Annotated in this window: 17 protein-coding genes and 1 pseudogene; 14 read left to right on the top strand and 4 right to left on the bottom strand. The window is 37.3% G+C overall.

Annotated features, from left to right (window positions below; all coding sequences use genetic code 11):
- Positions 1-114: 114 nt before the first annotated feature.
- Both BW946_RS07980 and BW946_RS07975 read right to left on the bottom strand, forming a co-directional pair.
- Positions 115-1,059 (bottom strand): DUF4349 domain-containing protein, encoded by a 945-nt coding sequence (locus BW946_RS07980; RefSeq protein ID WP_076595669.1) that lies wholly within the window; start codon positions 1,057-1,059, stop codon positions 115-117.
- Between the two features lie 362 nt (positions 1,060-1,421).
- Positions 1,422-3,017 carry a peptide chain release factor 3 gene (locus BW946_RS07975; protein WP_076595668.1) on the bottom strand — a complete coding sequence of 532 codons (1,596 nt, stop codon included), beginning with the start codon at positions 3,015-3,017 and terminating at the stop codon, positions 1,422-1,424.
- A 266-nt stretch (positions 3,018-3,283) separates the two neighbouring features.
- Here BW946_RS07975 and BW946_RS07970 point away from each other — a divergent pair, with 266 nt between their 5' ends.
- The 8 genes from BW946_RS07970 (at position 3,284) to BW946_RS07935 (ending at position 16,184) form a co-directional block, all read left to right on the top strand.
- Complete coding sequence (locus BW946_RS07970) at positions 3,284-4,114, top strand: CPBP family intramembrane glutamic endopeptidase (RefSeq protein WP_076595667.1); 831 nt, start codon at positions 3,284-3,286, stop codon at positions 4,112-4,114.
- A gap of 40 nt (positions 4,115-4,154) precedes the next feature.
- Complete coding sequence (rdgB, locus tag BW946_RS07965; RefSeq protein ID WP_410493449.1) at positions 4,155-4,730, top strand: RdgB/HAM1 family non-canonical purine NTP pyrophosphatase; 576 nt, start codon at positions 4,155-4,157, stop codon at positions 4,728-4,730.
- Positions 4,731-4,799: 69 nt separating this feature from the next.
- Complete coding sequence (locus BW946_RS07960) at positions 4,800-5,714, top strand: ribonuclease Z (RefSeq protein WP_076595666.1); 915 nt, start codon at positions 4,800-4,802, stop codon at positions 5,712-5,714.
- 7 nt (positions 5,715-5,721) lie between these two features.
- Positions 5,722-6,492 carry a TIGR02757 family protein gene (locus BW946_RS07955; protein WP_076595775.1) on the top strand — a complete coding sequence of 257 codons (771 nt, stop codon included), beginning with the start codon at positions 5,722-5,724 and terminating at the stop codon, positions 6,490-6,492.
- An 11-nt stretch (positions 6,493-6,503) separates the two neighbouring features.
- Positions 6,504-7,073, top strand: coding sequence for a DUF1003 domain-containing protein (locus BW946_RS07950; RefSeq protein ID WP_076595665.1), 570 nt, complete (start codon positions 6,504-6,506; stop codon positions 7,071-7,073).
- A 191-nt stretch (positions 7,074-7,264) separates the two neighbouring features.
- Entirely contained in the window at positions 7,265-9,625 is a 2,361-nt protein-coding gene (locus tag BW946_RS07945) for a choice-of-anchor L domain-containing protein (protein WP_076595664.1), read from the top strand.
- 168 nt (positions 9,626-9,793) lie between these two features.
- On the top strand, positions 9,794-13,378 hold the full coding sequence (locus tag BW946_RS07940; RefSeq protein WP_076595663.1) for a choice-of-anchor L domain-containing protein: 3,585 nt from the start codon (positions 9,794-9,796) through the stop codon (positions 13,376-13,378).
- 550 nt (positions 13,379-13,928) lie between these two features.
- A complete protein-coding gene (locus BW946_RS07935) occupies positions 13,929-16,184 on the top strand; it encodes a choice-of-anchor L domain-containing protein (RefSeq protein WP_228402493.1) in 2,256 nt (751 codons plus the stop codon).
- Between the two features lie 128 nt (positions 16,185-16,312).
- On the opposite strand, the gene rsmA is transcribed toward BW946_RS07935, so the two are convergent.
- Positions 16,313-17,083 carry a 16S rRNA (adenine(1518)-N(6)/adenine(1519)-N(6))-dimethyltransferase RsmA gene (gene rsmA / locus BW946_RS07930; RefSeq protein ID WP_076595661.1) on the bottom strand — a complete coding sequence of 257 codons (771 nt, stop codon included), beginning with the start codon at positions 17,081-17,083 and terminating at the stop codon, positions 16,313-16,315.
- A 91-nt stretch (positions 17,084-17,174) separates the two neighbouring features.
- Here rsmA and BW946_RS07925 point away from each other — a divergent pair, with 91 nt between their 5' ends.
- From BW946_RS07925 to rluF, 5 genes are all read left to right on the top strand, one after another.
- Positions 17,175-18,074 (top strand): cell division protein FtsX, encoded by a 900-nt coding sequence (locus BW946_RS07925; RefSeq protein ID WP_076595660.1) that lies wholly within the window; start codon positions 17,175-17,177, stop codon positions 18,072-18,074.
- Positions 18,075-18,076: 2 nt separating this feature from the next.
- Complete coding sequence (locus BW946_RS07920; protein WP_076595659.1) at positions 18,077-18,373, top strand: DUF3098 domain-containing protein; 297 nt, start codon at positions 18,077-18,079, stop codon at positions 18,371-18,373.
- A gap of 95 nt (positions 18,374-18,468) precedes the next feature.
- Positions 18,469-19,287 carry an undecaprenyl-diphosphate phosphatase gene (locus BW946_RS07915; protein ID WP_076595658.1) on the top strand — a complete coding sequence of 273 codons (819 nt, stop codon included), beginning with the start codon at positions 18,469-18,471 and terminating at the stop codon, positions 19,285-19,287.
- Between the two features lie 20 nt (positions 19,288-19,307).
- Positions 19,308-20,006, top strand: coding sequence for a tRNA pseudouridine(55) synthase TruB (gene truB / locus BW946_RS07910; protein WP_076595657.1), 699 nt, complete (start codon positions 19,308-19,310; stop codon positions 20,004-20,006).
- Positions 20,007-20,228: 222 nt separating this feature from the next.
- The gene (gene rluF / locus BW946_RS07905; protein ID WP_076595656.1) at positions 20,229-20,951 is read left to right on the top strand and encodes a 23S rRNA pseudouridine(2604) synthase RluF; all 723 of its coding nucleotides are present in this window, start codon (positions 20,229-20,231) and stop codon (positions 20,949-20,951) included.
- Positions 20,952-21,173: 222 nt separating this feature from the next.
- On the opposite strand, the gene BW946_RS07900 is transcribed toward rluF, so the two are convergent.
- A complete protein-coding gene (locus tag BW946_RS07900) occupies positions 21,174-22,433 on the bottom strand; it encodes a helix-hairpin-helix domain-containing protein (protein WP_076595655.1) in 1,260 nt (419 codons plus the stop codon).
- Positions 22,434-22,797: 364 nt separating this feature from the next.
- Here BW946_RS07900 and BW946_RS07895 point away from each other — a divergent pair.
- Positions 22,798-23,007: pseudogene (locus BW946_RS07895) on the top strand (T9SS C-terminal target domain-containing protein); the annotation flags it as partial.

Below are 23,007 nucleotides of genomic sequence, written 5' to 3'. Positions count from 1 at the left end.
ATTAAAGTTAAGAGTTATTTTTATAATAAGCAAATACTTCCGTTGAATGTTTGATAAAATTAAAAATAAGAATCGAACATCCGTTTTAAACCTCATTAAAAAAATATTAAAAAACTAATGAGAATCATTATCAACCGTATTTTTATTCTTCTTTTTATAGAAATAGTATACAATGCCGGCAATAAGAAATAAAGGCCATAATGGAAGGATAAACAGGAATATGGAAGTGATAACATTCCAGCCGGATTCAATGGCGGCCAGTGATTTTCCACCGAAGCTCTTAGGTTCTGTTTGTGTTTTACCCTGGTCACTGATATTCACATTAATTGTACAGATGGTATTGTCTGCATAGTTTTGTCCTGAAACCTGAATGTCTTTCGTGTCAATATCTCCCGCATTGTTGTTGATTGCATCTATCAAATCATCAAAATGCCGGATAGGAACTTTGATATCCAGGCTGTATACTTTTTGATTCTCTCCATGAAGATATGCGGATTCCACATAAGAAAGATTTTCACTTTTGATATAACCGTTATTTCTGCTGACTTCTTCTCGGATGATTTCCTTTACTGTTTCTGCATTCTCCGCTTTTATGGCAAGATATCCTGATTTCACCATTTTATTTTTGGCCATATTAAGTTCATAGCTGTCGTTTACAGGCTTGTCTTTATAAATGATTTTGGTTTCTTTAATAACCTTGGGAGCCGGGTTTTTTACTGCAATCTTTTCAATCTCCTTTTCCACCGAATCCTTCTTTTCTATTTTGGATTCCAGTTTTGTATGGGCAATTTTATCAGATAAAGAATCCACCATTTTGGAGGTGTGTTCTATCTTTTGCTGGATGTCATTTTTAGTATTCTCAAAATCTTTTATTTTAATACTGGCCGAGTCCAGAGCTTTATCAGCCGTTTTACTGACATGATCAATAGTTTCTGTAGCAACTGTGGCAGCACTGTCCGCAGAATGGAAGGCTTTATTTATTCTATCCTGTGTAGCTTCTGCTTTTTTACACATCATGAAAGTGCCTGATACAGCAGCGAGTAGTATGAACTTTTTCATAAGATTAATTTTTTTGATGAAGTAAAATTAGAAGGGAAGTTCTTGTAAAGATTGTAAATAGGATGTATTGTGCTGGTAAAATTATAACTGTTGTATTTTCAATCTTTTGTATTTGTTTTACAAAAAATTTACAAAGCGTTTTTCTGATTTTGGGGTATTGAAATGATTCGAAAGCTTTGTCTTTTCACTAAATATTAGTCCGGAAATCTAAAAATTCCCATCCTCCGGAGGGGCGGCAAAAATTCGAAGAATTTTTGCCGGGATGGTTTCATACGATATATTATGAAAAATCCGCAGAAAAAAACTTCTGCGGATCTGTATTGTGAACAATTTCGCCTTTATACGAATTGACTGTTTACGTCTTAATTTTCTCTGAACTCACTAATGAAGTGTAATTTCACATTCGGGAATTTCTCCTGCGTCATATGAATGGTGAAAGAAGAGTCTGCAAGGAATACCAATTGATTGTACTTATCTCTCGCCAGGAATCTCTGCTTTAATCTTGCAAATTCTTTGAATTCTTCAGATTTTTCGTCGGCTTCTACCCAACATGCTTTGTGCATGGATAACGGTTCATAAGTACATTTTGCACCATATTCATGCTCTAAACGATATTGGATAACTTCATACTGAAGGGCACCTACAGTTCCGATAATCTTTCTTCCGTTCATTTCAAGGGTAAAGAGCTGTGCCACTCCTTCATCCATCAGCTGATCAATACCTTTCGCCAATTGCTTGGCTTTTAACGGATCATTGTTGTTGATATAACGGAAATGTTCCGGAGAGAAGCTCGGAATCCCTTTGAAGCTTAACTTTTCTCCACCTGTAAGCGTATCTCCGATTCTGAAACTTCCTGTATCATGTAAACCAACGATATCACCAGGGAAACTTTCTTCTACCACCTCTTTTTTATCAGCAAAGAACGCATTGGGAGAGGAGAATTTCATTTTTTTGCCTTCTCTTACCAATAAGTAATTCTCATTTCTTTTGAAAGTTCCGGAAACAATCTTTACGAAAGCAAGTCTGTCTCTGTGTTTAGGATCCATATTCGCATGGATTTTGAAAACAAATCCTGTGAAAGTGCTTTCCTCAGGTTTTACCAGGCGGGTATCACTTTCTTTTGGCTGCGGCATAGGAGCAATATCAATAAAAGCATCCAATAATTCACGAACCCCGAAATTATTTAAAGCTGAACCGAAGAATACAGGCTGTAAATCTCCTTTCATATAATCCTCACGGTTAAATTCTGGGTAAACAGACTGGATCAGGTCAAGCTCTTCTCTTAAAGTTGCTGCGGCTTTTTCACCAATAACATCATCAATGGAAGTATCATTGATATCATCAAACTTAATAGAATCTCCAACCTTTTGTTTTTTCTCTTCTAAGAATAACTGGATGTTGTTTTCCCAGATATTATAAATTCCCTGGAAGTCGCTTCCCATACCAATTGGTAAAGAAAGCGGACAAACTGTTAATCCCAGTTTTTGTTCCACTTCGTCCAACAGATCAAAGGCATCCTTACCTTCACGGTCCAGTTTATTAATGAAAACCAACATCGGGATGTTTCTCATTCTACAAACCTGAACCAGTTTTTCGGTCTGTTCCTCAACCCCTTTTGCAACGTCTATCACTACGATTACTGAGTCTACAGCAGTTAATGTTCTGTAGGTATCCTCAGCAAAGTCTTTGTGACCAGGAGTATCGAGAATATTGATTTTATGATCTCTGTATTCAAAAGCCAATACGGAAGTTGCCACAGAGATTCCTCTCTGTCTTTCAATTTCCATAAAGTCGGAGGTAGCTCCTTTTTTTATTTTGTTGGATTTTACCGCACCCGCTTCCTGGATCGCTCCCCCGAAAAGAAGTAACTTTTCTGTAAGAGTTGTTTTTCCGGCATCCGGGTGGGAAATGATCCCGAAGGTCTTTCTTTTTTGTATTTCTTTGATTAAGTCTGACATATCGTATTTTGAAGTTGCAAAAATCGTGATTTTTTGCGAGGTTTTCAAATTTAAATTGCAACAATGCTTTTCAGGTGGGAGAGTGAAGAGTTAGAAGGGTTTGAAGGAACGAATAATTGTAGGCTTCTCACTGTAGATTCAGCCATTTGCAATAGAGATATTATGGTATTCAGTACGATGAGCCAAAAATAAGAAATTCCTTTTTTAGTTGCCTGTAGCAGTCAAAAAAATTATCTTTGTTTCTCAGAAACTTTTACAGAGAAAGGATGGAAAATAGCAAATATCCGAAGTTTACGTTCACATGGTTTGGCGGTGTTGTTTTGGTGGTTGGATTATTCGTGGGAACAATGGCAGTTTCTTTATTCAGTACTTTATGGAAAGTTGTTTTCCGGGAAAATATTGAATTGAAAGACTGGTTTTTCATGGTGGTGAATTCTGTAGGATTCCTTACAGCTATTGCTTTTTTTGATTTTTTCATCGTAAGGAGGACTACTCAAAAGAAGCTTAACTTCAACTTATCATCGGTCAATTTTTCCACCTATCTCCTCATCTTTCCAATGATGGCAGGAATGATGTTTATTTCCGAATTTATTGCTGCTCAGATTCCAACTACAGGGCCGTTTTTCGGAGACTTTTATGAATATTTTACCCAAATGATGGGTCAATTAACTGATAATCCAGTAATAATGATTATCATGACGGTAATTATGGCTCCCATTTTTGAGGAAATTATATTCAGAGGAATTATTCAGAAAGGATTGATCAATAAAGGAGTAGAACCATGGAAGGCAATTCTGTATGCCTCTGTTATTTTTGGAGTGGTTCACGGAAATCCATGGCAGTTTATCAGTGCAGTAATGCTGGGCTGCGTACTGGGGTTGGTTTATTATAAGACAAAGTCTTTACTGATGCCGATATTGCTGCATGCGTTTAATAACTTAACGCTTTCGTTATTGGTAATTTATGGTAAAGATGAGAGTTTTGCAAAGGTTTTTCATGTTTCAGAATGGCTTGTATTAGCTGTTGGAATTGTGCTTTTCTCTTTGTTCTGTTATCTGTTTATGAAAAAGTATAAAGTGCATTATGCTGAAATGTAAGTTACCGCTATAAAAAGTAAAATTGAAAATGAATATAGAAATGGAATTATTAGTAGCTACCCACAACGAACATAAAAAAGAAGAAATCCAACAGATCCTGGGAAGTGATTGCGTGGTGAAAAGCCTTACCGATTATAATATTCACGAAGAAATTGTGGAAGACGGAGATTCTTTTCATGCCAATGCCCTGATCAAAGCCAAATATTGTTTTGAAAAGACCGGAATTCCAAGCCTGGGAGATGACAGCGGTCTGGTAGTGGAATCTTTGGATGGAAGACCCGGGATTTTCTCTGCACGTTATGCCGGAGATCATGATTTCGCAAAAAATATCGAAAAAGTATTGGCAGAAATGCAGGCAATTGAAAACAGAAAGGCTTATTTTGTGACAGTTTTGTGCTGCTATGATGAAAACGGCGCTCAATATTTTGAAGGCAGAGTTCATGGAAATTTACTGACAGAAAACAAAGGTTTCAAAGGCTTTGGATATGATCCGATTTTTGTCCCTGAAGGATATGAAAGAACTTTTGCTGAAATGGATCCTGAAGACAAAAATAAAATCAGTCACCGTAAACAGGCACTGGACTTATTTATGGATTTTTTAAAAGTGACCGATTAGGTTTAAATATTAAAGGTAAAACATCCATTTAGATTTTCTGTTGTACATTTGTTATCATAAATTATTGATTTGAGTACTTATTTAACAATATTAGGCTTTAATTCTGCTATTCCAACCATCAACACATCACCCACAGCACAGCTGCTGGAAATGGAAGAAAGACTCTTCCTGATCGATTGTGGAGAAGGTACACAGGTACAGCTGAGAAAGGCAAAAGCAAGATTTTCAAAAATCAATCATATTTTTATCTCCCATCTTCACGGAGATCACTGTTTCGGGCTTCCCGGGCTTATAGCTTCTTTCCGTCTTTTGGGAAGAGATATGCCATTGCATATTTATGGTCCTAAAGGAATCAAGAAGATGCTGGAAACCATTTTTCAGATTACAGAAACCCATCGTGGTTTTGAAGTGATTTATCATGAACTGGATAAAGATTATTCTGAAAAAATATATGAAGACAACAGGATAGAAGTATATACTATTCCGCTGGATCACAGGATTTACTGTAATGGTTATCTTTTTAAAGAAAAGCCGAAAGACAGACATCTTAATATGAAGGAGATTGCAAAGTACGGCGAAATTGAAACCTGCGATTACCACAATATCAAAGCAGGGAAGGATTTTGTACTGAGCGACGGTTATGTTCTTAAGAATGAGATTCTCACTGTTGATCCCGCTCCATCGGTATCATATGCGTTTTGCAGTGATACCCGTTATCTGGAAAGTGTAATTCCTATTATTAAAAATGTAACGGTTCTGTATCATGAAGCAACATTTTTGCATGATCTGAAAGAAATGGCTGATTATACAGGGCATACCACAGCTTTGGAAGCTGCCACCATTGCTCAGAAAGCTCAGGTTGGAAAGTTGATTTTAGGCCACTTCTCCAATAGATATGGAGACCTGACCGTATTTACTGATGAAGCGAGAGAAATATTTCCCAATACATTTTTACCAAAAGCATTGGAGAGTGTAAAGATTTAGAATGAATATGTTGAAGTTTGAAGAACTCAGAGATTTTCTCAACGAAAAAGCAGATCAGTATAACGCTCCGGATTTCATTGAAAATGACCCGATACAGATTCCACATCGTTTTTCTTTAAAGCAGGATATTGAAATTGCAGGATTTCTGGCAGCTACAATCTCCTGGGGAAACAGAAAGTCGATCATTAATTCTGCGGATAAAATGCTTGATATTATGGGAAATTCTCCCTATGATTTTGTGATGAATTATTCCGAAAAGGATCTGAAAAGTATTCAGGATAAAAGTATTCACAGAACGTTCAACGGACAGGATTTTTCTTATTTCATCAGACAGTTTAGCAGAATTTATAAAGAAAATGAAAGTCTGGAAAGTTTATTTGAAGTGAAAAAAACTGAGAATAATTTTCTCCATGCTATAGAAAGATTCAGAAGTGGTTTCCTGGAAACAGAAAAACACAGAAGCCATAAACACATCAGTTCACCTTATAAAAACTCCTCAGCAAAAAGGATTATCATGTTTTTAAGATGGATGGTACGTAAAGATAAAAGGGGAGTAGATTTTGGAATTTGGGAGAATATAGATCAGAAATATCTTTCTATTCCTCTGGATGTGCATACCGGAAATATCTCCAGAAAACTGGGATTGGTTTTCAGAACACAGAATGACTGGAAAACGGTAGAAGAGCTGGATATTGCCATCAGAAAATTTGATGAAAAAGATCCTGCGAAATATGACTTTGCATTGTTTGGATTAGGGGTAACTAAAGAACTGTTGTAAAAATATAAAGGATGAAAAAATATAACGAAAAAAAAGAAGTTCTTGAAAAAATAGCGGACAGTATTACTTCATGGATTGGATCTATTCAGTCCCTGATTGTGCATACCCTGCTGTTTCTTACCTCGTTTATACTTCCGATGCTGAATATTGTTGATTTTGATAAAATGCTTCTGATTCTCACAACGGTACTTTCCCTGGAAGCTATTTATCTTGCGATCTTCATTCAGATGTCTGTGAATAAAAGCCACGAGAAGATTGAAGATATTCAGGAGGATATTGAGGAGATCAGTGAAGATATCGAAGACATTCAGGAAGATCTTGAGGAAATCAGTGAAGACATTGAAGAGATCAACGAAGATATCGAAGATATCCAGGAAGATATTGAGGAAATCAGTGAGGATATTGAGGAAATCAACGAAGAAGAAGATGAAGAAGATCATAATGAAAGAGCGAAAAACGTAATACTCAAGAGCAATGTAAGCTCAAACAAGAATGAAATAAAAGCGTTAAAGGATATTATCTCCCAGTTGCAGAATGAAATAGATCAGCTGAAAAAAGACGATAAACTGCCGGAACAATAGCAATTAAAATATAAACAGATCAATTTTATTGGTCTGTTTTTTTATGTCTGAATTTTGATGTTTAATGATTTGTGGAAAATGTAATGATAAGAAAAATTTATTGTGAATGTGTGTGATGAATTATAAAATAGTAATGGTTAAGGGGAGATTAGTATAATTATTTTTGTTACATTTGAACAAATGAAAACAAAATGTTAATTTATAGACTAAAAAACTATTTTTTCCTTTTTTCCTTTTTATTGATTTCTGCTTCTGCATTTTCTCAAACGAAATCTGTCAGAAAATCAGAGAGAATAAAACCTTCTGCGGCCAGTCTTAGAGCAGGAGCATTCATTGATGTGAATGTGCCTCCTTATACTCCTTCAAACTATACGCCGGAGCAGCTGGTAAAGAATATTTTGATCAATGGCGGTACCAACTGCACCACAGCCAATGTTACCAATGTTACTGTATCTCCCAATCATGATGTGACAAACAGCAACAGATTCTGGGGATATTTTCATAAAGGAACAACTAATTTTCCTTTTACGGATGGTATTGTCCTGACTACAGGATATGCTTCTGAAGCAGGTAATAATTATGTATCTGCTGTAGGACAATCTGTAGGAACAGGAAGTGATGCGGATCTTGTAGCAGCTACCGGAGCGAATGTCAGCTTAACCGATGCAGTAGCTTTAGAATTTGATTTCGTTCCGAATTCAAATCAGGTAAAATTCAATTACATATTCGTTTCTGATGAATATACGTCTAATTATCCTTGCTTAGGCTATTCTGATGCCTTTGCACTTTTATTAAAGAAAGTTGGAGATCCTACCTATACTAATCTGGCTGTGTTGCCCGGAAGTGCAGGGCCTGTAAGTGCAACCAATATTGTTCCTGCAGGAAATGGATTCAGCTGTGGACCTATCAATGCAACCTTTTTTGGAGCTTTGGCGAATCCGCACTTAGTGATCAACTATTTTGGAAGAACAACCCCTTTAACAGCTGTTGCAGATGTAATTCCAGGACAAACATATCATTTCAAAATGGTGTTGGCAGATGCCAAAGACCCATCTCATGACTCTGCTGTTTTTCTGGAAGGAGGATCTTTTGATGTGGGAATTAAAATTGTGGATGAAGCAGGAGTCGTTTTACCAGGCAGTATTAATATGTGTGATAATACTCCAAAGCAGTTAAAGGCACAGGTAGCAGCAATTCCGGGAATGACTTATCAGTGGTATAAAGACGGAGTGGCTATTCCAGGAGCAACCAGTGCTGTGTATCTAGCTACCCAACCGGGAGTGTATACTGTAAAAGTAATGGTTCCGGGGAATCAGTGTCCAAGTGAAGCCACCATTACAATTATCGGAGGAACGAGTCCTACCGTACAGAATGCTGAACTTAAACTCTGTACAACACCCGCAATTACCAGTTTTAATCTGGAAACAGCAAAACCTCTGATCAGTACAACACAGGGAGCAGTATTCCGTTTTTATGCGAATCAGGCTGATGCACAGGCTCAGAATAACAGTTATATTACCAACCTGACCAACTATGCCGGGACAGATGGACAGATTTTATACGTATTGGTTTCCAATGGAGCTTTCTGTAGTAAGATTGCTACGTTAACCTTAAGAAAAGAAGAAACGCCAACCGCTTTACTTAGCGCACCGAGATTGAAAATATGTGCCGGAGAGTCTGTAGTATTAACGGCTTCTGGCGGGGTTACCTATGAATGGAGTGATTCTGCAGCCACTACCGGAGGAATAAGAACGGTAAGCCCAACTCAGACGACTACCTACACTGTATATGCTATCGGAGCACAGGGATGTAAATCTCTTCAGCCTGCACGTATTACCATTGAAGTAGTACCTGCTATCGTTTCAAACTTAAAAGGCGGTCATATTTGTCAGGGTGATAAAATCGTTCTGGATGCAGGCTCAGGTCCCGGATATACGTATCAGTGGAGTTCCGGTGAAACAAGTCAGAGCATTACAGTAGCTACTCCTGGAGAATATTCAGTAACGATAAGTAACGGAGTTTGTTCAAAAGAGTTTAAAACTCAGGTTATCAAAGCCGTAATCCCTGAAGTGATAAAAGTGGATTATAATGAGAGCGGAATAATGATCATTACAGCAAGCAACCCAAGTAATGGGATTCTGGAATATTCAGTAGATAACGGAGTGACATGGCAGTCTTCCAATGTGTTTAATGATGTACCTAAAAATAAAATCATTTCAATCAGAGTCAGAGTTAAATTTACAAGCTGTGTAGGCTTCCTTGAATTCTTTACTTTCGTGATGAAAAATGTAATTACTCCAAACGGTGATAATATCAATGATACCATTGATTTCAGCGGTGTGGTTAATTATAAAGATTTTAGCGGACAGGTTTTCGACCGGTATGGAAGAGAAGTGTTCAAAGCAGCGAAAATCAATCCATATTGGGACGGATATTTCCAGGGCAAAAAGCTTCCTACTTCAACATATTGGTATCAGGTAACCTTTGAAGATCCTGCAAGCAAGGAGCTTACTGTAAAAACCGGATGGATATTACTTAAAAATATAGAATAATTAAACTATAACTGAAAGACTGACTATTTTGTCAGTCTTTTTTTTATTATTTTAAAATAAACAGAGTTGATATTCTAATATAAATAAATTTGCGTTAGTAATAATGTAAATTATGTTAACTTGAATTTCAATCAAAAAAAATAGTATTTTTGTTCAAAATAATATAAAATGTTAAATAGGAGGAGAGGAAATTTATTTTTAGCGGTATTTTTAGCTTTCATGGGGAACTTTGTTTGGGCTCAAAATAAAGGAAGGGTAGAAATTGCTGCAAAACCTAAAGCTGCTTCTTTGAGGGCAGGTGTTTTTATAGATGTAAATGCACCAAGCTACCCGGAATCCGGCTATCCTATAACTCAGCTGATCAATGATGTTCTTATATCAGGAGGCAGCACTTGTACCAGCTCAACGGTAAGCAATGTAACCGTTTCCCCGAACTTGTCTGCCACCAACCAGAACCGTAGCTGGGGATATTTTAATAAATCAAATACCAACTTTCCTTTCAGTAAAGGGATTATACTTTCAACCGGTTATGCCAGTAAAGCCGGGAATACTTTTCAGGGAACTTTAAGTGATGATCTGGGAACAGGAGGAGATGTAGATCTTGCGAACGCATTAGGGATTGCTAACAATAACCTAACCAATGCAACCTCTATAGAGTTTGACTTTGTAGCCGCCTCTACTGAAATTACTTTCAGATATTTATTTGCTTCTAAAGAATACCAGCAAAACTTCCCATGTACTATTACAGATGGTTTCGCTTTGCTGTTAAAAAAGGCATCTGATCCTACTTATACCAATCTTGCAGTGCTTCCCGGAGGAGCAGGACCTGTAAGTGTAACGAATATACACCCGCAATATCAAAACTGCGGACCTGTAAATGAAGCCTATTACGGAGGAACCAATACCGCTCAGATTGAAACCAATTTCAATGGACGTACCATTCCTCTTACTGCAAAAGCAACTGTAATTCCTGGAGAAACCTACCATTTTAAAATTGTGCTTGCGGATTATCAGGATCCCAACTTTGATTCAGCAGTATTTCTGGAAGCAGGATCATTCGATATCGGGGTGAAAATCCTGGATCCGGCTGGCGTGCAGCTTCCTGACTCTGTTAATATGTGTGATAATACACCACAGACTTTTACTGCTTCTGTGCAGGGACCTAATATAACATATCAGTGGTATCAGGGTACCAATCCGATTGCAGGAGCTACCAATGCAAGTTACACCGCAACACAACCTGGTGTATATACCGTTAAGGTGTTCATCCAGGGAAATACATGTCCGGGAGAGGCTACTATCACTGTGTTAGGCGGGACGTCTCCTACGGTACAGAATGCTACATTAACAGCCTGTTATGCAGCCGGAAATGCAACGTTTAATTTAACATCAGCACAAGCTACCATAAGCAACACTCCGGGAGCTGTGTTTACCTACTATACCACATTGGCAGATGCTAATGCAGGAAATGCAAACACCATTCCTAATTCAACAGCTTATCCGAGTGCAGGAGGAACAGTATACGTAAGAGTAGCCAATGGTTTCTGTGCAAAAGTAGCACAGCTGCAACTGGTAAAAGCGCCACAAATGATACCTACCATTGCCCCTCCGGCAGTACTTACCTGTGCTAACTCTCAGACTACACTGGATGCATCTGCTTCCGTTTATCCGGCAGGCGCTACTTTTAACTGGACAACTACAGGAGGAAATATTGTTTCAGGGGCGACTACTTTAAATCCTGTGATTAACGCTGCAGGAACCTATACTTTAACCATTACAAAAGTGTATCAGCCCGGAAATATCAGCTGTACAGCGGTAGGAACTGTCACCGTAACAGGAAACAGCGCTCCACCGGTTACCGGGCTTACGGCCGGCAAAATAAAAATCTGTAAAGGAGATTCTACCACACTTACCGCTTCAGGAGGAGCTACCTATAACTGGGGTAATGGGCTTACAGGAAACGGAAGTACACAAGTTGTTTCACCTACTGTGACAACTACTTATACCGTAACAGCGGTGGGTGCGAATGGTTGTGTCTCTCAAAACCCTGCAACGATAACAATAGAAGTTTCAGAACCTTTTACAGCACAAAATGCAATACTTCATAAATGTTATCAGCCAGGATTAACTTATAATCTTACTGAAGCTCAGCCTCAGATTACACCTACTGCAGGGGTAACTTTTACTTACTATGTCAATCAGGCTGATGCCAATGCGGCTAATGGAAACTTTATTGTAACACCTACATCATATACACCTCCGGGAGGAAGCCAGACAATTTATGTATTGGTTAGCAACGGAGGCTGCAGTTATGTAGTATCTCTGCAATTATTAAGCACAGCTCAAACTACGCTTACCATCGCAGCACCACAAACAATTACCTGTACAACTCCGCAGATTACGCTCAATGCTTCAGCATCTGTTGTGCCTGCAGGGTCTACAATTGTTTGGACAACAACCGGAGGAACTATTGTCTCAGGAGGTAATACGCTTACCCCTGTTGTAAGTGCAGGCGGAACATATACTTTAACAGTTACCAATGTATCACAACCAGGAAACCTGAGCTGTACTTTTACTTCAACAGTAACAGTGCAGGAAGATAAAGTAAAACCAGTGGCTGCTGTTGTTTCTTCTGTACCTCGTATATGTATAGGAGAATCTGTAACATTAACGGCTTCGGGAGGAGTTACCTATAACTGGGGGAATGGTCTTACCGGAAACGGAAATACACAGGTTGTTTCACCTGCTGTGACTACCACATATACGGTATTCGCCGTTGGAGCAAACGGCTGTATTTCTGCAACAGCGGCAAGTGTAACGGTTCAGGTAGGTCCGCCTATTGCAGGGCTTACCGCATCAAAATTAAAAATCTGTGAAGGAGAATCTGTAACATTAACAGCTTCCGGAGGGATTACCTATAACTGGATAGGACTTACCGGAAATGGGAATACTCAGGTCGTTACACCTACTACTACAACAGAATATTCAGTATATGCATTGGGAGGAAACGGATGTAGTTCTGTGAACCCGGCTAAAGTTAAAATTGAAGTAGTTCCGGCAATCGTTTCTACTTTAAAAGACGTGTTTGTCTGCGCCGGAGATAAAGGAACTCTGGATGCAGGGGCAGGGCCAAACTATACTTATGTATGGAGTACAGGAGCAACCACTCAAACCATAACCACTAATATTCCCGGGACGTATTCTGTGACAATCAGTAATGGAGTTTGTTCTAAAACTTTCTCGGCACAGCTTATTAACCCTGATCTGCCGCAATTTACCAATATTGTTTATGATAATCATATTCTTACCCTTACGGCAAGCAATCCTACAGGTGGAACTTTAGAATATTCTATAGATGGAGGATTGACATGGCAGCCATCCAATGTGTTTACAGGTCTTTTAAATAATACGATGTATTCCGTAATGGTAAGAGTGAAAGGTGCCAAATGTGGTACTTCACTGGATTATTTTACCTTCATTATCAGTAATGCCATTACACCTAATATGGATGGGGTAAATGATACCATTGACTTCACCGGAATAAGCGGATACAAAGACTTCGCGGCCTCTATTTTCGACAGATACGGAGCTGAGGTATTCAAAGCAAGTAAAGGAAATGTTATATGGACAGGATCTTTAAAAGGAATTAATCTTCCTACCGCAACTTATTGGTACAGGGTGCAATGGGAAAATCCGGCAAGTAAAAAAATGGAACAACGCTCCGGTTGGATTCTTTTAAAGAACAGAAACTAAATGTTTTTATAAAATAAAATTGACAAAAAAATCTTTCATTAATGAAAGATTTTTTTGTTTTGATGAATAAATACTATCGTGCTTTGTAAATTATCTGAAATAAGCAGGGAATATGTTATAATAATTCAGGTAATTATATGCAATTTTACATTAATCCTGCTATTTTATTATTATGACTCTGTCATTCTGAATATAACCCAGGGAAATGAAAAATCTAAGTTTTACATGAGATTCTTCCTTCGTCAGAATGACAATGGTGTAAAATTGTATATAGTCGCTATAATTTATAATGCAATGCTGCCACACCATTATCATTTGTCCGAATAGGGGTTGATTAATGAAAATTTATTCTAAAAGGTTTTTGCTTTGATTTTTTACTGTAAAAAATACAAATATGTGTATGATATATTTAAAAAAAAATTAAATTTGTTGAAACAAAAATATTATGAGAAGATATCTACCGCTTTGTTTATTTTTTTTAGTCATTTCGAATTTTTTATTTTCGCAAACCCCTTTACCCAGAAAGAGTATTAAGGAGCCCAGTACACCAATGTCCAGAAGGGCAGGAGCTTTTATTGATGTGAATGCCCCGTCATATGCTGAGTCCAGTTACACTATAGAGAAGATGGTAAAAGATGTATTGATCTCGTCCGGAACCAATACCTGCCTGACTCCTAATGTAACCAATGTAAAGATTACTCCGAATCATGCTGCAAGTGATGCCAACAGAGCCTGGGGATACTTTCATAAAGCTACAACCAACTTCCCTTTTAAAGACGGACTTATTCTTTCTACAGGATATGCAAGAAAAGCGGGAAACAGTCTTGAATCAAATACTCTAAGTGATAATAATGGCGGTGGGTCAGATGCTGATCTTGCACAGGTGATTGGGGTAGTGGAAAGCAGATTGAATGATGCTGTTCTTTTGGAGTTTGACTTCGTTCCAACAACCTCTCAGATTAAGTTTAATTATCTGATCGCTTCAGAAGAATATACAGGTTCATTCCCTTGTACCTTTGCAGATGCATTTGCTATCTTATTGAAGCCTACTTCAGGAGGACCTTATGTAAATATGGCCGTACTTCCGGGAGGAGCAGGCCCTGTGAGTATTACAAATATTCACCCCGCAATCGGATCCAGCTGTGGTGCGGTAAACGAACAGTATTTTGCCGGGTACAACACAGGTAATGTTGAAACCAACTTTCAAGGAAGAACAATTCCATTAACTGCCACAGCAACAGTAGTGGCAGGACAGCAATATCACTTCAAAATGGTAATTGCCGATTATAGTGACCACAGTTATGACTCTGCAGTATTCCTTGAAGGAGGATCTTTCAATATCGGGGTAGATCTTTTAGATCCTGCAGGAACGAAATTACCTTCAGATATCAATGTATGTGATAATGTACCTCAGGTAATTACAGCTTCTGTAAATGACCCTAACCTTGTATATCAGTGGTATTATAATGGTGCACCTGTGCCTAATGCTACTACAAATACCATTACCGCAATACAGCCTGGGACCTATACCATCGAAGTAAGTGTTCCTGGTAACCCTTGTCCGGGGAAAGCTTCCATACAGATTCACGGAGGAACAACACCTCAGGCTCAGGATGCAACATTGCTGCTTTGTACCACACCGGATATTACTACTTTTGATTTAAGTACAATTATGCCTGCTATCAGCCCAACGCCTGGAGCTATCTTTAAATTCTACGAAAATCAGGCGGATGCTGTTGCACAAAATAACAACTATATTCAGACTCCTTTAAACTATAATGGTAACGATGGACAGATTTTGTATGTTCTGGTTTCCAATGGAGGATTCTGTAGCAAAATTGTAGAATTGACATTACAGAAAGAAGCAACCCCAACCGCTAAAGTGAAAGCTTCCAGAATAAAAATATGTCCGGGAGAATCCGTAACCCTTACCGCTGAAGGTGGAGATACTTATCTTTGGAGCAATTTCATGGGAACAGGCAATATGCAGACCGTTACTCTGTACCAGACTACCACATTTACAGTATATGCGCTTGGAGCAAAAGGCTGTAAATCTCTTAATCCGGCAACGATTAGAATTGAAGTAACACCAGAAATTACCTCTACATTGAAAGATGTTGAAATGTGTGTTGGTGATGTTGTAACACTTGATGCAGGAGCTGGTGATGGTTATAAATATCTTTGGAGTACAGGTGCTACAACGCAGAAAATTAATGTAAACCAATGGGGCATCTACTCAGTGGAAATTGATAACGGTATCTGTAAGAAAGTTTTTGAAGCCAAAGTAATGGGCGCTGCAACTCCTTTCGTTACCGCTTTAAATTATGAAAGCATCAAAAAGACAGTAACGATTACAGCCGAAAACCCGCCAATGAACAATACGCCAAGTACATTGGAATATTCTCTTGACGGTGGTATCACATGGCAGGATTCCAATGTATTTGCGAATCTTTTAGACAATACAAACTATACTGTTTTAGTAAGAAGAGTAGGAACACATTGTGTGGGCTCTCTTGAATTCTTTACTTTGCAGATCAACAATATCATTACTCCGAACGAAGACGGAATCAATGATGTACTGGATCTTAAAGCTCTTGGAGACTTTAAAAACTTTACCGGTTCTATCTATGACAGATATGGAGTGGAAATGTTCAGGTTCTCAAAAGAAAATCCTGTCTGGGATGGAACAGTAGGCGGTAAGAGACTTCCTACAGCTACATACTGGTACAAGTTCAACTTTGAGTATCCAAAATCAAAAGCTCAGATGAACTGGTCAGGATGGATCATGCTGAAGAACAGAAACTAAAATTGATAATGTACTATAAAAGAAAGCCTTTCAGAATAAATCTGAAAGGCTTTCTACTTTTTAATGAATAATCTTATTATAATGTATTCAACAAAAAAGCTCCCGGTAAAGGAGCTGATAATGATTGTTTATTGATTTTGTTTCCACAGATTCGCAAAGTGAATAAAATCTGCTACGCTAAGTTCTTCCGCTCTTTTATCTAAAAACTCGTGTCCTTTTAAGGCTTCCGGAATATTGAGCATTTTTAAAGCATTTGACAGCTTTTTTCTTCTTTGATTGAAGCCTGTTTTTACAATTTGTTTAAACAGAACTTCATTGCCTGCAAGCCCTTCCTTCGGGTTTCTTGTAAGCCTGATCACTCCCGATTTTACTTTTGGCGGAGGGTTGAAGACATTCTCATGTACCGTAAACATATAAGATACATCATAATAAGCCTGTATCAGAACAGAAAGAATACCGTAATCTTTAGTTCTCGGAACAGCAGCTGTTCTTTCCGCTACCTCTTTCTGGAACATTCCTACCATTTCCGGTATTAGCTGGTAATGATCTACAATCTGAAACAGGATCTGTGAAGAAATGTTATAAGGGAAATTTCCAATGATTGCAATCTGATCATCTTTGATAAAACTGAAATCCTGCTTCAGAAAATCTCCTACAAAAGTCTCTTCAGTTACCTTTGTATAATTGTTTTTCAGGTATTCGATAGATTCTGTATCTATTTCGGCAAGATAAATCTTCTGATCCTTTTCAAGAAGATATTTGGTAAGAACGCCCATTCCGGGACCTACTTCCATAATGTTGGTATAGTTCTCAAAACTAAGACCTTCTACGATTTTTCTTGCGATATTTTCATCTGTCAGGAAGTGCTGTCCAAGATGTTTTTTTGCTTTTACACTCAAAGTTTTTTATGATTTTATTAACAGTGATTTTCTTTATTTCGTCCCAAATTTCGGAAGATTTTTTCTATTTTAGCCAAAAATTTTAATATTAATGGCTAAATCTGTAGATGAATTTAATAAGAAAAGGCTTCGGTCCAGCAATATTACAGTAGTGATAAGTATTGCCTTAGTGTTATTTTTGTTAGGATTAATGGGGCTTATTCTGATTAATGCCCAGAAGTATTCTGACTATATCAAAGAACAGCTGGTGGTGAATGCCTACTTTGATGAAAACTATGACGCTAAAGATTCTGTAAAAATTGCAAAACTTGAGGATGAAACTTTTAAAAAGGTACAGTTATTAGCTCCTGTAAAAAAAGCGACTTATATTTCAAGGGATATGGCGGCTAAAGAAGCCAAAAAGACTATGGGAATCGACAGTGATGCATTGTTCGAAGAAAATATTTTTCCATCTTCAATTGAAGTTGCTTTAAAACCGGAATTCGTGGATCCCGCAAAAATTGATGAAGCCATCAAAGAGATCAAATCCGTTCCTGGAATTATCGATGTTAAAAATGACAGTACTTTGATGGTGGATGTTTACAATAACCTGAGCAGAATTCTGAAATGGATTTTAGGATTTTCAATTCTGTTCCTGATATTGGCGGTTGTATTGATCAACAATTCTATCCGTCTTAAAATATTCTCGAAGAGATTTATTATTAAAACAATGCAGCTGGTAGGAGCGAAAAGAAGATTTATCCTTAAACCTTTCATTGTGGAGGCTATTATTTTAGGAGCTATCGGTTCTTTAATAGGTCTTCTTGCTTTGGGCGGAGTCTGGTATTATTTCACAAGTCAGATTGGCTCTGCTTTCGTACAGGACAACAACCAATACTTCTGGTTAGTAATCCTCGTACTTGGTGTTGGAATTTTTATTTCTGTCTTAAGTACGATTTTCGCTACATGGAGATTCTTAAAATCAAACGTTGACGATTTATATTACTCTTAATAATGAGCAAAAAAACAAATAAATTTTCCGCTTCAGACTTTGGACATGAAGCTGAAGTACCACAGGAAAACGCTTTCTATTTCGGACAGCAGAATTTCAAATGGATGCTGATAGGATTGGCATTTATTGTAGTAGGATTTCTACTGATGATGGGACCGGATGCCAATACGGTAGATGGAAAATTTGATCCTGACTCATGGAATGACGGTATCTTTTCTATCAGAAGAATCAGAATAGCACCTTTATTTGTTGTTATAGGATTTGCCATAGAAGTGTATGCGATCTTAAAAAGAAAATAAATAAATTTTTACATTTTTGAGATTAAGAGATTAAGAAATTGAGAATTATATTCTGAATTTCCGGATCTCTTAATCTTTTAATTTTTTAAAAGAATATGGATTTAATCAAAGCAATTATCATTGCCATTGTAGAAGGACTGACAGAATATCTTCCGATTTCCTCTACAGCACATATGGGATTTACCGCCAATCTTATGGGGTTGGAGGAAACAGAATTTTTAAAAATGTTTCAGGTGTCTATTCAGTTTGGAGCTATTTTATCTGTGGTAGTAGCCTACTGGAAAAAGTTTTTTGATTTAAATAATATTCAGTTTTATTTTAAACTTGCGTTTGCCGTAGTTCCGGCTTTGGTATTGGGATATTTATTCGATGATAAAATTGAAGCCGTTCTTGGAAATCAGATTGCCATCTCTTCTGTATTGGTTTTAGGGGGTGTTGTTTTACTGTTTGCTGATCAATGGTTTAAAAATCCTAAGATTGATGATGAAAAAGGAATTACCATAAGAAAAGCAGTTACCATCGGTTTCTGGCAGTGTCTTGCCATGATGCCGGGTACAAGCCGTAGTGCAGCCTCTATTATCGGGGGAATGACTCAAGGGCTTACCAGAAAGGCAGCTGCAGAATTCTCTTTCTTCCTTGCTGTACCTACGATGCTGGCCGTAACAGTGTACTCAGTTTTTGTTAAAACCTGGGGAAAAGAGACCGCAAATCCGCAGAAAGGATATGAAATGATCATGTCTTCACAGGATCACATTATGATCTTCGTTGTAGGAAATATTGTAGCATTTATCGTAGCACTTATCGCGATCAAAGCTTTCATAGGAGTGCTTAATAAGTATGGATTCAAACCTTGGGGCTGGTACCGTATTTTTGTAGGAATTGCTCTGTTGATTTATTTTTATTTCTTTAAATAAGAAATCTTTTATACCCATTCATGACTGCTGAAGAACTGAAATCAGGATACATCTTTTTATTGGACAAACCTTTGGACTGGACTTCCTTCCAGGCTGTCAATAAAATGAAATATAAACTTAAAAGGGAATTTGATCTTCCTAAAAAATTTAAAATCGGACATGCCGGAACTTTAGATCCCAGAGCAACCGGGCTTCTTATCGTCTGCTGCGGAAAATTTACTAAGAAAATTCCTGAAATTCAGGATGCTCCTAAAGAATATTGGACAGAGATCAAAATTGGAGTACAGACGGAATCCTATGATACTGAAAAACCTGAAATCCTTCAACAGGATATCTCTCATATTACTGAAGAACAGGTAAAGGAAGTTCTGGAAAAATTTGTTGGAGAAATTGAACAGAAACCACCTGTTTATTCAGCGATTAAAATTGATGGCGAAAGGGCGTATAACCTTGCCAGAGCTGGTGAAGAAGTGGAAATGAAAGCAAGAAAAACAACGATCCACTACATCAGGGATATTAAAATCGATTTTCCTTTAGTGAGTTTCATGGTAGGATGTTCAAAAGGAACGTATATCAGAAGTCTGGCTCATGATATCGGCCAGGAATTGGGAGTAGGGGCTTATCTTACACAATTAAGACGTACCAAAATTGGTGATTATGCCATTGAAGATGCTACAGATCAGTTCCTGAATAATGAGTACAGGTTTGAGGGGCTGTAATAATCAAACCAACAGTTCTCAATATATTTTAAGGATATAATTTTCTTCCTAAATTTGCAGTAGGAAATACAAAGTTAGTTCCTGTTCAAAAAAGATTGACCCAGGAAGGAGGGATTATTTTTGAATTACCTATACAGAAAACGAGATGATGGTTTTTCCATAAGCTTAAACTATGGAAGTACTATTTCAGCAATAAAAATGATACCGGTTACGGAAAGACTAATGGAAAAGACACGTATTAATAAATATTTATCAGAAGCAGGATACTGTTCCAGAAGGGCAGCAGATAAGCTATTGGAGGAGGGCAGAATTAAGATAAACGGGAAAATTCCTGAAATGGGAACCAAAGTTTCTGATGAAGATCTTGTAGAAGTAGACGGAAAACCCATCAGAGAGCCACAGGAAAAACCTGTGTATATCGTTTTTAATAAGCCGGTAGGAATCGTTTGTACTACCGATACCAAACGTGAAAAAAATAATATTGTAGATTATATCAACCACCCGAAAAGAATTTTTCCTATCGGAAGGTTGGATAAACCAAGTGAAGGACTTATTTTCTTAACGAGTGACGGTGATATCGTCAATAAAATTCTGCGGGCACGCAATAATCACGAAAAAGAATATATTGTTCGTGTAGACAAACCTGTCACTCCAAGATTCCTGGAAAAAATGAGAAATGGTGTTCCTATCCTTGATACTGTGACTAAGAAATGTGAGGTAGAGAAGATTGATGAAATGAATTTCAGAATTATCCTTACTCAGGGACTCAACAGACAGATCCGAAGAATGTGTGAATATCTTGGATATGAAGTAAAAAAACTGAAACGAATCCGTATCATGAATATCAAACTTGATTTGCCAATCGGGAAATGGAGAGATATGACCGATGAAGAACTTAACACGCTCAACTCTTTGCTGGCAGATTCCAGCAAAACCTTTGATTAAAATATAGAAAGATCCTTTACTGTTTACTTTCTCAATTTTCCGGTATTATACACCGGAAATCTTACTTTCTTCTATTAACAGTAGAACCCGATGGGATCAAATCCAGCTCCAGAGGGGCGACCTGTTAATTCATGTCTTAAATATTGCTATTTTCAATGTATTTGTACTTTTTATCGGGCAGTAATGTTCCGAAATAAGACTATAGAGAAGTTTAATCCGGTATTATTTTATATATAACTTCATTCTTCCTTCATATTCAGGTTTTAGTTTTAAAAGTTTCCATATTTTTTTATCATCAGGATTACTGATCCGGTAGAATATGATTTTGTCTGCCGAATATTTGAAATAAGGATGATTTTTAAGCCATTCCTCGGGTGCCTCTACTAATGAATATCGGGGAACATTTGACGTATTCAGTGGAGCTATGGAAATCAGTTTTTGAACCAGATCCTGATCGATGTTGTAAGTGCTTAGAATTTGCTGCTTATTCATGAAACCTCCCAGTTTGTTTCTGAAACCAATCACTGAACCAGCACTTCTTTCATCCAGTCCGAATTCAATAAGCTGTTTAAAAGTAATGGTATTAAGATCTGTTTTTGAAAAATCTGTTTTTTCCTGTTGTTTTTCCTGAAGCTTGATATAAGGTTTCATTTCCTGAAATTTCTCTGCGGAAATTACAAAACATTTCTGCAGGTCGTCCAGACTTTTAAAGCTTCCCCGTAAATTCCGATCCCGGTAATTGATGATTGTGGCTGCTTGTTTTTCTGAAAATCCAAGTACTTTCCAACCTTCTAAGTCCAACTGATTAGGATCAAATGGATGATATTGAATTCCGGATTTTACAGTATTATTCTTCGTGAAATTTCTGAAGTTTTCCGGAGTTTTTGCGGGCAGTAAAAGATAAGGTTCAAGTTTGCTGTAATTTTCCGGAGAAATGATAAAACATTCTTTAAACTTTTCCTTACTTATAAAACTTCCTCCGAGATAATTTTTATACTTTATAATTGCTTCTGCCTGCTTTTCACTAAAGCCCATCTTAAGCCAATCTTGTGAAGAAAACTGATCAGGATTGAATTTTCCTGATATCAGAATTTCTTTCTTTCCGCGCGTAGTGAATCCTTTCGGATCTTTTTTTTCTGCTGTTTCAGGAAGTAAAATGAAAGCCGCCAGCTCACTAAACTTATCTTCAGAAATAGCATAACATTTTTTCAACTGTTCTTTTGAACTAAATTTTCCCCCTAAGATATCTTTATACTTAAGAATGGTAGCCGTTTGCTTCTCTGAAAATCCAAGTTTCAGCCACTGTTCTTTGTCAAGTGTATTGGGATCAAAATCTGATAGATTCGCTGATATTGAAGCATCTGAAATGAACGTAACTTCAGGGAACGGTTCTTTTTCATGGCTGGTATATTTCTGATATACCAATAAAACAGTCAGCAATGTGACCATCAACGCCAATTTCTGGTAATAGCTTTTTCTCATTATGGAGTAAACTTATAGATAAAAATAAAGCGCGACAATAGCTGATAATGAAATGGTTAAAGATTGTATAGAGATTGTATTTTTATTCTTTAAAAGCTAATAGGAATCTTGCTTTTTAGATGATATAATTTCGTAATTGATACTGAAATACTCTGATTTGATTTTTATTTTTTAACACGACAAGTTCTGTCGCTGTGCACAGATATTTTTGTATCAGAATGAAATAAAATTTAATATAAATAAAAAGGATTTGATTATTAATAGTATGATTTGCATTAAAGCACACAAGAGTGATTTTTGTGTCTTAAAAAGTATTAAATTTACGCAGTTTTAAGAAACTAATTACTAACTCAGAAAACATAGAATGAAAAAAATCTATCTCGGTGCATTTACTTTATGCACAGCCCTGGGCCTATCTGCTCAGGAAGTGGTATGGCAGAAGGACATCCAATCCTCTACCCAGGATTTTCTAAGCCAGGTTACTACAACCATTGACGGACAGTATCTTGTCTCAGGAAGTTCCATTCAAAGCGATAAACTTCAACAGAACAGCAAACAAAACAACGGTTATGAT

The sequence above is a fragment of the Chryseobacterium sp. RU33C genome (assembly GCF_900156015.1).
GTDB lineage: Bacteria > Bacteroidota > Bacteroidia > Flavobacteriales > Weeksellaceae > Chryseobacterium > Chryseobacterium candidae.
Note: the sequence above shows the minus strand (reverse complement) of the source record. Positions and strands in the feature narration are given on the sequence as shown.